This window comes from Lysobacter enzymogenes, from assembly GCF_017168095.1.
In the GTDB taxonomy this organism is placed as follows: Bacteria; Pseudomonadota; Gammaproteobacteria; order Xanthomonadales; family Xanthomonadaceae; genus Lysobacter; species Lysobacter enzymogenes_D.
The window spans coordinates 1-9,568 of sequence record NZ_LXSD01000261.1; the positions used below are offsets into that span (position 1 = coordinate 1).

Annotated in this window: 10 protein-coding genes; 2 read left to right on the forward strand and 8 right to left on the reverse strand. The window is 70.4% G+C overall.

Going from position 1 to position 9,568, the window contains the following annotated elements; all coding sequences use genetic code 11:
* Nucleotides 1-371: 371 nt before the first annotated feature.
* The 8 genes from A7A76_RS07365 to fusA all read right to left on the reverse strand — a co-directional run bounded on the left by A7A76_RS07365 (nt 372) and on the right by fusA (nt 8,163).
* Complete coding sequence (locus tag A7A76_RS07365) at nt 372-902, reverse strand: hypothetical protein (protein WP_206410584.1); 531 nt, start codon at nt 900-902, stop codon at nt 372-374.
* 286 nt (nt 903-1,188) lie between these two features.
* Nucleotides 1,189-1,941, reverse strand: a complete 753-nt coding sequence (locus A7A76_RS07370; RefSeq protein WP_206410585.1) for a tellurite resistance TerB family protein — start codon at nt 1,939-1,941, stop codon at nt 1,189-1,191.
* A 113-nt stretch (nt 1,942-2,054) separates the two neighbouring features.
* Nucleotides 2,055-2,684 carry a LysE family translocator gene (locus A7A76_RS07375; protein ID WP_206410586.1) on the reverse strand — a complete coding sequence of 210 codons (630 nt, stop codon included), beginning with the start codon at nt 2,682-2,684 and terminating at the stop codon, nt 2,055-2,057.
* 237 nt (nt 2,685-2,921) lie between these two features.
* A complete protein-coding gene (locus A7A76_RS07380; protein WP_206410587.1) occupies nt 2,922-3,311 on the reverse strand; it encodes a thioredoxin family protein in 390 nt (129 codons plus the stop codon).
* A gap of 70 nt (nt 3,312-3,381) precedes the next feature.
* Complete coding sequence (locus A7A76_RS07385; RefSeq protein ID WP_206410588.1) at nt 3,382-4,635, reverse strand: mechanosensitive ion channel family protein; 1,254 nt, start codon at nt 4,633-4,635, stop codon at nt 3,382-3,384.
* Nucleotides 4,632-5,093, reverse strand: coding sequence for a DUF4087 domain-containing protein (locus A7A76_RS07390; protein WP_241200782.1), 462 nt, complete (start codon nt 5,091-5,093; stop codon nt 4,632-4,634). The genes A7A76_RS07385 and A7A76_RS07390 overlap by 4 nt, the downstream gene beginning before the upstream one ends.
* Nucleotides 5,094-5,154: 61 nt before the next feature.
* Nucleotides 5,155-6,066 carry a hypothetical protein gene (locus tag A7A76_RS07395; RefSeq protein WP_206410589.1) on the reverse strand — a complete coding sequence of 304 codons (912 nt, stop codon included), beginning with the start codon at nt 6,064-6,066 and terminating at the stop codon, nt 5,155-5,157.
* A gap of 33 nt (nt 6,067-6,099) precedes the next feature.
* The gene (fusA, locus tag A7A76_RS07400; protein ID WP_206410590.1) at nt 6,100-8,163 is read right to left on the reverse strand and encodes an elongation factor G; all 2,064 of its coding nucleotides are present in this window, start codon (nt 8,161-8,163) and stop codon (nt 6,100-6,102) included.
* A 365-nt stretch (nt 8,164-8,528) separates the two neighbouring features.
* Between fusA and A7A76_RS07405 the strand changes: the two genes are divergently transcribed.
* Nucleotides 8,529-8,960, forward strand: a complete 432-nt coding sequence (locus A7A76_RS07405) for an OsmC family protein (protein ID WP_206410591.1) — start codon at nt 8,529-8,531, stop codon at nt 8,958-8,960.
* A gap of 207 nt (nt 8,961-9,167) precedes the next feature.
* On the forward strand, nt 9,168-9,568 hold a 401-nt coding region (locus A7A76_RS07410), incomplete at its 3' end, for an alpha/beta fold hydrolase (RefSeq protein ID WP_206410592.1).

Here is a 9,568-nt window from a genome sequence, read left to right on the forward strand (position 1 = left end):
AGGGATCGCCGGCAGTCGTGCCGTCGCCGGCGGCGGCCGGGTCCTTGCCGCCGCAGGCGGCGAGCGCGGCCGCCAGCACGGCGGCGGTCAGCAGGGCGAGGGCGGGCGGTGAGCGCATGGCGGAGTCCTGGAAAACCGGGCGCGCGCGGGTCGCGGCGCGAAGCGGGCAGTGTAAGGCGCGCGGCGTGGCCGCGGCATCGATGCGGCGATGCGGCGTTGGGGATCGGTTCGTTGTGGACGCAGCGGGTCGTCGTGGTTGCGGATTCGCGGTCGCGGCTTGCGCCGCTCCTACAGGGGCTTGATGTAGGAGCGGCGCAAGCCGCGACCGCGAACCCGTCCGCCGCGCCGAAACCCCCGAACTGCGAACACACCTACTGCAACGGCGTCGCCATCGACACGCCCGTCAATTCCCAACGCTGCTCGACCTGATTGCGCCGCAGCCGATACCAGCCCTTGTAGCGCCGGCTCTCGCCGCTCTCCAAGGTCGCGCGCAGCTCCACCGGAATGCGCAGCAGTTCCGGCACCGGCTCCTGGTCCAGCGGTTCGGGTGTTTCGTTCTCGATGCGGAACGCGCGCAGGTTCTTCAGCGTGCGCAGGTCCGACTCCTCGTTGCCGCGCGGTGCGCGCTGGTAGCCCCAGTACTTGGCCGCCGCCTCGCCGTCGCCGGAGCCGATCAGCTGCAGATAACGGTGCAGGGTGTCGACGGCGTCGCTGGTGGCTTCGTTGCGCTTCTTCGCGGTGGCGGCCGCGCGCAGTTCGGCCTGGCTGGGTTCGGCGGCGTGGTCCGCGGCCGCGGGCGCAGCCGCGGCTGGCGTCGTCGCGGCGTCGGTGTCGCCGGCGTGGCGCTGGCAGGAACAGCCGACGAAGGTCAGCGCGAGCAGGGCGGGAATCAGCAATCGCATGGCATCGGTCCGCGAGCGCGCCGGTCGGCGCGTGGGCGATGCTAGCGGTTGCGCGCGGCGCTGGCGACCGCGCGGCGAAGGGAGCGTGGCGCGCGTCGCGAAGCGCGCGAGGGCCCGGCCCGCAGCGGATCCGGGCGCATCGCGGCCGAGCCGCTTCAACGAGCCGCTTCAACGAGCCGCTTCAACGAGCCGCTTCAATCGGCATCGGCGCGTTCGAGCCCGCGGCTGGGGCGGCCGCAGAGCGCCGGACGCGCATCGGCCGACGCGCGTCCGCGGGCTGCGCGGCTCAGCCCTGCGCGTCGCGCAGTTGCTGCTCCAGCCGCGCCTTGAGCGCGTCGTCGATCTTAAGCTGGCGCGCCAGCTCGTCGAGATAGGCGCGCTCCATGTAGTTCTGCTCGTCCGCCGCCAGCAGGCTGGCCAGGTACATTTCCGCGGCGGTTTCCGGGGTGTCCGCGGCGCGCGCGACTTCGGCCGGATCCAGCGGCTTTTCCAGCTCCGCGTGCAGCCACGAGCGCAGTTGGATGTCGCCGTCGATGCGCACGAATTCGCCTTCGATGGCTTCGCGTTCGCGCGCGTCGATGTGGCCATCGGCCTTGGACGCGGCCACCAGCGCCTGCAGGATCGCGCGGCTGTGCAGCTCGGCCTGCGGCGGCGGCAGACGGTCGACGGTGCGCGGTTCGGCCGCGCCGGGGCCTTCCTGCTGGCGCTTGTAGTCGCCGTAGGCCTTGTAGGCCAGCACGCCGACCGCGGCCACGCCGCCGGCCAGGGCGAACTTGCCGGCGTGCTTGCGCAGTTTCTTGTTGCCCAGCAGCAGGCCGAGCGCGCCGCCGGTCAGTGCGCCCTTGCCGAAGTCGGCGTTGAGCAGGCCGCGCTTTTCGTCGCCGCGCTTGTCCTGGCTGTGTCCGCGCTCGTCGTGGCGCGGCTCGCTGCGCGCCAGCGGATTGCCGCCGCCGAGCAGATCGCCCAATCCTGCACCCGCGCCGCCCAATGTGTTCTGAGCGGTCTTGAGCAACTGGTCGAGAAAGCCTTGGGTGTTCATGCGCGGCGCTCCGGTGCGAGGTCGTGAATTCACGACCTGAGGCTGCGCCGGCGCCGGTTCAAGCCGCGCGGCGCCGCGACGGCGCGCGCGTAAAGCCCGGATTCAAGCGCCGCTCAGCGTTGCTGCACGGCCAGGCGCAGGCCCAGGGCGATGAACACGCTGCCGGTGAGGCGTTCCTTCCAGCGCCCGCCGCCGCCGGCGAAGCGGCGGCCGAAGCGGCCGACCGCGACGCTGAGCATCAGGCTGTTGCACATCCCGATCAGCGACAGCAGCGCGCCCAGCACCAGGAACTGCAGCCACACCATGCCGCGCTCGGGATGCACGAACTGCGGCAGGAAGGCGAGGAAAAACAAGGCCACCTTGGGGTTGAGCACCCCGGTCATGACCGAGCGCAAATAGACCTGGCGTGCGGAAACCGGCAGCGGCGGCGCGGCCGCGGCGTCCGCGGCGGCGGCCGGCGCGCCGCGCCAGGCCTTGAGGCCGAGCCAGATCAGATAGGCCGCGCCGGCGTACTTGAGCAGTTCGAACGCCAGCGCCGAGGTCGCCAGCAGCGCCGACAGACCCAGCCCCGCGGCCAGGGCGTGGATCAGCGTCGCCGTTTCCAGCCCGAACGCGGCCTGGACGCCGCGCGCGGTGCCGCCGGCGGCGCTCTGGGCGACGATCCAGGCGGTGCCGGGCCCGGGAATGAACACCAGCACGGCGGCGGCGACGAGGTAGGCGGCGAGGGTGGCGGCGTCGAACATGGCGGCGAGTTCGGAGTTGTGAGGGAAAGTTTGCGCGGACAAGCGGGCCCCGCCAAGTGCGGCGAATGCCGGTCGAGCTACCTGCAGGAGCGGCGCAAGCCGCGACAACCGGAGCGATGTGCGCCAGCGCCGCATCCGAAGGCAGTGCAGAACGGCCGTTCGATCCGTAGAGCGATGCCGCGGCTATCGCCAAAATGCGAAATCAAACCACCTCAGCCATCGCGCCCCGCACCACCTCTACACGGCCGATTGCGCCAGGCCCGCCTCCCCCCGCAGCTTTTCGATCGCAGCCACAAAAGCCTCGGTCCCCGGCCACTGCCCGATCCGCCCGAGCTTCTTCGCCCCGCGAAACACGAAGAACGCCGGAATCCCGTGCAGGCCGAAGTGGGTCGCCATCGACGGATCCTCGTAGACGTTGTCGTGCAGCCATTCCACGTCCGGCCATTCGAAGCGCTGCTGCGCCAGCAGCATCTGGCCCTTGGCGATGTCGCAGTTCGGGCAGTCCTTGCCCCACAGGAACAAGATGCGCAGGCGGCCGTCGTCGGGCAGGAATTCGTCCAGGCGCGCGTGGCGCACCAGCCGCATCGGGAACTGCCAGAAGAAGCGGGGATGGGCGAGTTCGGTCATCGGCCCATGCTACTGCCGGCGCGCGGCGGCGGCGCGCCGTCCGGCGGACGCTGCGTCCCGCCGGCGCGGCCTATTGCGCGACCAGCGCGATCCCGTGCTTGCGGAACGCGCCCAGCACCGCGTCGTAGATGTCGGAGGCGACGTTGTTCTGGCCGTTCTCCGGATCGGAAATCCAGAAATGCCCGTCGAGCTGGATGCCCTTGTCGTTGACCCCGGTGATGTACATGTGCGGCGCCGGCTCCTGCAGCACCCGCGGCTGCGCGTTCATCGCCGCGACGAACAACTGCCGCGCCAGGGTCAGGTCGGCGTCGCCCTTGACCAGCACGCCGCAGACCAGGCGCAGGTTCCGGTCGGACCAGGACTGGTTGACGATCACGTTGTTGGTCAGCAGATCGTTGGGCACGATCGCCTCCACGCCGTCGCGGGTGCGGATCATGGTGTAGCGCACGGTCATGCGGGTGACCCGGCCGGACACCGAGTTGCTGACGATGTTGTCGCCGACCCGCACCGACTGCTCGAACAGCACGATCAGGCCGCTGATGTAGCTCGCCGCCAGCTTCTGCAGGCCCAGGCCCAGGCCGATGCCGAGCGCGCCGCCGAACGCGGCCAGGGCGGTGAGGTTGATGTCGGCGGCGGTGAAGATGAGGATGGTGGCGACGATCCAGATCGCCACGCTCATCACCCGCGACAGCGCCAGCACGAAGTTCGGCTGCAGGTTGCGGCTGCGGCGCAGCAGGTTGCCGACGCTCTTGTCGGCCCACAGGGCGACGATCGCCACCACCACGCCGGTGATCAGGCCGCTGAGCATGCCGTCGCTGGACAAGGCGATGCCGCCGACCTTGAAGTGCGCCGAATAGACCTTGGCGATCAGCTTGCTGCGGTCTTCGAACAGGCTGAACACCGCCGCCAGCCACATCACCACGGTGACCAGGCGCAGCATGAACTTGAGCAGCGGCGTCGGCCGGAACGCGATCTCCATCAGCGCGCCGAGCAGGCGGATCGCCACGAACAGCCCGAGCATCGAGCCGGCCAGGCCGACCAGCGGATTGGCCAGCACGCCGCCGAACAGGCTCAGGCCGCCGATGATCGCCAGGGTCAGCACCGGCGTGGCCAGGTATTCGACGAACACCAGCAGCTTCGGCCGCTGATGGCCGACCCACTGCTTGAGCTTGCGCGTGATCAGCACCGCGACCGCGATGGCGGCGGCCAGCACCAGCAGATTGATCGCCAGCTCGGTCGGATTCGACACCACGTCGATGGCGTCGGATACGGCCTCGGTCAGTTCCGGGTCTTTCGCCAGCGTCGGTTTCGGGGGAGCGCTCATCGGTCGGAGGTGTAGTCCGGTTCGAGTGCGGTCAGGGCGCGGTCGCGGCGGCACTGCGCCAGCGGTTTGCCCTTGGCCGAGAGGATGCGGGCGATGCTCTGGTCGGGGCCGGTCACCACCTTGAGGCAGGCGCAGCCGTAACCGTAGCCGCGCGGATCGCCGTCGTGCTTGACCCAGTCGCGTTCCGAGGGCGGTTCCGGCCACGGCCCTTCGGCCTGATGGCCGCCTTGCAGGCCGACGGTCCACTGCGCGTCGGGATCGATCAGCCAGGCGTTGCCCGGGGTGGGATTGATGAACCAGCCGCAGCGCGTTTCCGGCTTCGGCGGCGCCGCCGCGGCGAGGCCGGCGAGCGCCAGCGCGGCGATGGCCAGGGCCATGCGCGCGGGCAGCGGCTGCGGCGGACGCAGGCTCGCGAAAGGCAGGCGCGGCAAGGGCAGGCGACGTCCGTTGTGGGTCATGCGCGGTTCTCCGTGAAGTGCGGCTATGGTAGCCAGCCGGCGCCGATCCTGTCGTGCGCGCTCAGTCCGCCGCGGCGGCCGGCACGGCCAGGCGCAATTGCAGCAGGCGCGCCGCCGGATGCGCGTGAAGCCAATCGTCGAGGATCGCCCGCGCCGCCGTTTCGTCGGTCGCGGCCAAGCCGACCCAGCGCGCGCCGCCGGCGTCGCCGTCCGCTTGCAGCGGCGGGTGGTCGTGGCCGCCGTCGGCGTCGCCGAGCGAACACGCGCGGCACAGGTGGCGCACGCTGTCGGTCCAGTCCTGGGCCTGGCCGCGGTCGCGGTGCGCGCGTTCGGCCAGCGCGGCCAGGCTCTCGGGCTGCGCGGTGTCGATCCAGAGTTCGAAGGTGGCGTAGGGCGAGGCCTGCCACAGTTCGAGCTGGTCGAACACTGCGTACTCGCGCTCGCCGATGCGGCGGGTGCCGTTGGGCGCGCCGTCGTTGAGGACGATGTCGGCGTAACGATGGCCGCTGTCGGGCAGCGGCACGTTGCGGATGCGCGCGCGCGCCGGGTCGAGCCGGTCGCACCAGACCACTTCGCCGCGGCCGTCCGGGTCCAGCCGCACCGGCGCCAGGCCGCAGTCGATCTCCAGCGCGTCCGCGCCGGGCTCGACCGGCAGGCCGTAGCGCTGCCAGGCCTCGCGCGCGCTGCGCCAGTCGCGCAGCGCGGTCGCGGCGATGCCGAGGTTCCAGCACGCGCCCTGGTGGCCGCTCTCGCGCAGCAAGGCTTCGCGATTGGCGCGCAGCGACTGCGCCCAGTCGCCGCAGTACTTGTGCAGCAGGCCGATGTTGAACCACGGCGCGGCCCAGGCCGGATCGGCCCGGGCCGCCTGGGCGTAGAAGCTCAGCGCGCGCTCGCCGTCGCCGCGCGCGCCGAGGCGGCGGCCGTACTCGTTGAGCAGTTCGGCGCGCTCGCGCGCGCTGCGGGGCCTGGGCATGGCGGATCGTATCGATGAGGGCCGCACACGGTATCAGTCTTCCTCATGCCGCGGCTTGTAGGCCTCCACCAGTTTCTGCTGCACGTTGTTCGGCACCGGTTCGTAGTGGCTGAAATCCAGCGAATAGCGTCCGCGCCCGGCGGTTACCGACTTGAGTTCGGCCGCGTAGCCTTCCAGTTCCGACAGCGGCACCTGCGCGCGCACCACGATCTCGCCGCCGCGCACGCTGTCGGTCCCGTTGATGCGCGCGCGCTTGCTGGCTAGGCCGCCGCTGATGTCGCCCATGTGCTGCTCCGGCGCGTTGACCTCCAGGTCGACGATGGGTTCGAGCACCTGCGGGCGGGCCTTGCCGATCGCATCGAGAAACGCCTTCTTGCCGGCGGCGACGAAGGCCACTTCCTTGCTGTCGACGCTGTGGTACTTGCCGTCGTAGACGACCACGCGCACGTCCTGGATCGGATAGCCGGCCACGGCGCCGTCGTGCAGCACCTGGCGCACGCCTTTCTCCACCGCCGGCAGGAACTGGCCGGGGATGGTGCCGCCCTTGACCTCGTCGACGAACTCGAACCCGCCGCCGCGCGGCAGCGGCTCGATGCGCAGGAACACCTCGCCGAACTGGCCGGCGCCGCCGGTCTGCTTCTTGTGCCGGTGATGGCCTTCGGCGCGGCCGGCGACGGTCTCGCGGTAGGCGATGCGCGGCGGGCGCGACTGCACTTCCACCCCGTACTTGTCCTTGAGCCGGTCGAGGTTGATGCGCAGGTGCAGGTCGGACAGGCCGCGGATCACGGTCTCGTTGGTCTCGGCCTCGTGCTCGACCTGGAAGCACGGGTCTTCCTCGGCCAGCTTGTGCAGCGCATTGGAAAGCTTCTGCTCCTGGCCCTTGCTCGCCGCCTCCACCGCCAGGCCGAACATCGGCCGCGGGAAGTTCAGCGGCGCCAGGTGGATGTGGTCCTCGTCGTGGCTGTCGTGCAGCACCGCGTCGAAATGCAGCTCGTCGACCTTGGCCACGGCGGCGATGTCGCCGGGTATGGCCTGTTCGATCTCGACATGGTCGCGGCCCTTGAGCTTGAACAGATGGCCGACCTTGAACGGCTTCTTGCCGTCGTCGACGAACAACTGCGTGTCCTTCCTGACCGTACCCTGGTAAACCCGGAACACGCCGAGCTTGCCGACGAAGGGATCGTTGACGATCTTGAACACGTCGGCGATGACGTGGGCCTTGGGGTCGGGTCTGGCTTCGATGGATTGCGCGTTCTCGCCCGCGCCCTTGGCGAACGGCGGCGGATTGGCTTCGCCCGGGTGCGGGAACAGCCGCTCGGCGACGCCGAGCAGTTCCTGCACGCCGGCGCCGCTGCGCGCCGAGCAGAACAGCACCGGCACCAGGTGGCCTTCGCGCAGGCATTGCTCGAACGCGTCGTGCAGTTCCTGCCCGGACAGGCCGCCTTCGCCGAGATCGAGGTAGTGCTCCATCACCGTCTCGTTGATCTCCACCACCTGGTCGATGATCTTCTGGTGCCAGTCGGCGACCGCGCCGAGGTCGCTGTCGCCGTCGGCGTTGCCGAAGCAGTCGATCACCCGCTTGCCGCCGTCGGCGGGCAGGTTCAGCGGCAGGCATTCGGGGCCGAAGGTCTCGCGGATGTCGTCGAGCACGCGCGCGACGTGGGCGCCGTCGTGATCGATCTTGTTGACCACGATGGCGCGGCACAGGCCGCGCGCGCGGGCGTGGTCCATCATCCGGCGGGTGCCGTACTGCACGCCGCTGTCGGCGTCGACGATCACCGCCAGGGTCTCCACCGCCGCCAGCGCCGAGAGCGTGGGGCCGCGGAAATCCGGATAGCCGGGGGTGTCGATCAGGTTGAGGTGGACGAGCTGATTGGGAGCCGCGGCGTGATCGATGCTGGCGATCGCGCAATCCAGCGAATGCCCGCGCTGTTTTTCGATCGGATCGAAGTCGGACACGGTGTTGCCGCGTTCGATCGTGCCTGCCGTCTGGACTGCGCCGCCGGCGTGCAGCAGGGCTTCGAACAAGGTGGTTTTGCCGGCGCCAGGGTGGCCTGCCAAGGCCAGGTTGCGGATTTGTTCTGTGCTGTAGGACATGAGCGGACTTCTCCCTGAGGCTAGGGTGGGAAGGCCGTCATGGCTGTCCGCGCTGCGCGCCCGAGCGTGGCGCTCGGCGGGCGGTCATGGCGGGCCGGCGGACGCCGGGAGGACAGGCTCGCGCAGCGCGTGGGGTGGGTCAAGTGCGGACCGCGATTGCGTGTGCTGCGTCGCGGTTGCTGTGTTGCGCCGCGGCATGGAGCTGGGAGATAGCGAATAGGAGATAGGAGGTAGGAGATAGGAGATAGGAGATAGCAAAAGCGGTGGACCGCCTTCCGCTATCTCCTACCTCCTATTCGCTATCTCCTCTTTTTTAACTCGCCACCGGCTACGCTACCCGCCCCCACCAACCGGAGCCGCACACCATGGGTATTTCCCGCCACGCCACTGCGCATTGGGAAGGCGATCTCAAGAACGGGCAGGGCCGCCTCAGCACGCCGCAGAGCGGATTGCTCGACAACACCCGCTATGGTTTCAACAGCCGCTTCGGCGAAGAGAAGGGCACCAACCCGGAAGAGCTCATCGCCGCCGCGCATGCGGGCTGCTTCACCATGGCGCTGTCGGCCAAGCTCACCGAGGCCGGGCATCCGCCGGCCAGCCTGGACACCCGCGCCGAGGTCGATCTGTCGATGGAAGGCGGGCCGGCGCTGTCGCAGATCCGGCTCAAGGTGAAGGCGCAGGTGCCGGGCATCGACGCGGCCAAGTTCCAGGCCATCGCCGAGGACGCCAAGGCCAACTGCCCGGTGTCCAAGGCGCTCAGCGCGGTGCCGGTGAGCCTGGAAGCCACGCTGCTGTGACCACGTGGCCGTGATCCGGCCGTAGCCCCTGTAGGAGCGGCGCGAGCCGCGACCATCGAAGCGGTGCACGCAAGCGTTGTCCCCGAAGCCGAAACGCCCCGAGCGCTGATGATGCTCGGCGTCAGTGACTTCCATCGCCGGACGCCGCCCCCGTTCGTCGCGGCTTGCGCAACTCCTGCCGTCGCTGCATTCAACCTGCCTGCCGACATGCCCGAGCCATTCCCCATCCGCCACGCCTTGCTGATCCACGGCGCCGGCGCCGGCGGCTGGGAATGGAACCTCTGGCGCGAGGTCTTCGCCGCGCGCGGCATCCACGGCCGCGCGCCCGATCTGCAGCCGTCGCCGGCCGGCCTGGAGGCGACCACGCTGGACGACTACCGTGGGCAGATGCGCGCCGCGCTGGCGGCGCTGCCGCGCCCGCGCGCCGCGGTCGGCGCCAGCCTCGGCGGCCTGCTGGCCTGGCTGTGCGGCGATCTCGCCGACGCGCTGGTGCTGGTCAACCCGCTGCCGCCGGCGCCATGGGCGGGCGAGCTCGCGCCACGGCCCTGGCCGGCGCGGGTGCCGTGGCGGCGCGACGCACGCCTGGCCTCGACCCGCCAGGCCCTGCC

Coding starts and splice junctions, on each gene's coding strand:
- A7A76_RS07405 (WP_206410591.1), top strand. CDS start 8,529: ATGGGTATTTCCCGCCACGCCACTGCGCATTGGGAAGGCGATCTCAAG.
- fusA (WP_206410590.1), bottom strand. CDS start 8,163: ATGTCCTACAGCACAGAACAAATCCGCAACCTGGCCTTGGCAGGCCAC.
- A7A76_RS07375 (WP_206410586.1), bottom strand. CDS start 2,684: ATGTTCGACGCCGCCACCCTCGCCGCCTACCTCGTCGCCGCCGCCGTG.
- A7A76_RS07385 (WP_206410588.1), bottom strand. CDS start 4,635: ATGAGCGCTCCCCCGAAACCGACGCTGGCGAAAGACCCGGAACTGACC.
- A7A76_RS07370 (WP_206410585.1), bottom strand. CDS start 1,941: ATGAACACCCAAGGCTTTCTCGACCAGTTGCTCAAGACCGCTCAGAAC.
- A7A76_RS07395 (WP_206410589.1), bottom strand. CDS start 6,066: ATGCCCAGGCCCCGCAGCGCGCGCGAGCGCGCCGAACTGCTCAACGAG.
- A7A76_RS07365 (WP_206410584.1), bottom strand. CDS start 902: ATGCGATTGCTGATTCCCGCCCTGCTCGCGCTGACCTTCGTCGGCTGT.
- A7A76_RS07390 (WP_241200782.1), bottom strand. CDS start 5,093: ATGACCCACAACGGACGTCGCCTGCCCTTGCCGCGCCTGCCTTTCGCG.
- A7A76_RS07380 (WP_206410587.1), bottom strand. CDS start 3,311: ATGACCGAACTCGCCCATCCCCGCTTCTTCTGGCAGTTCCCGATGCGG.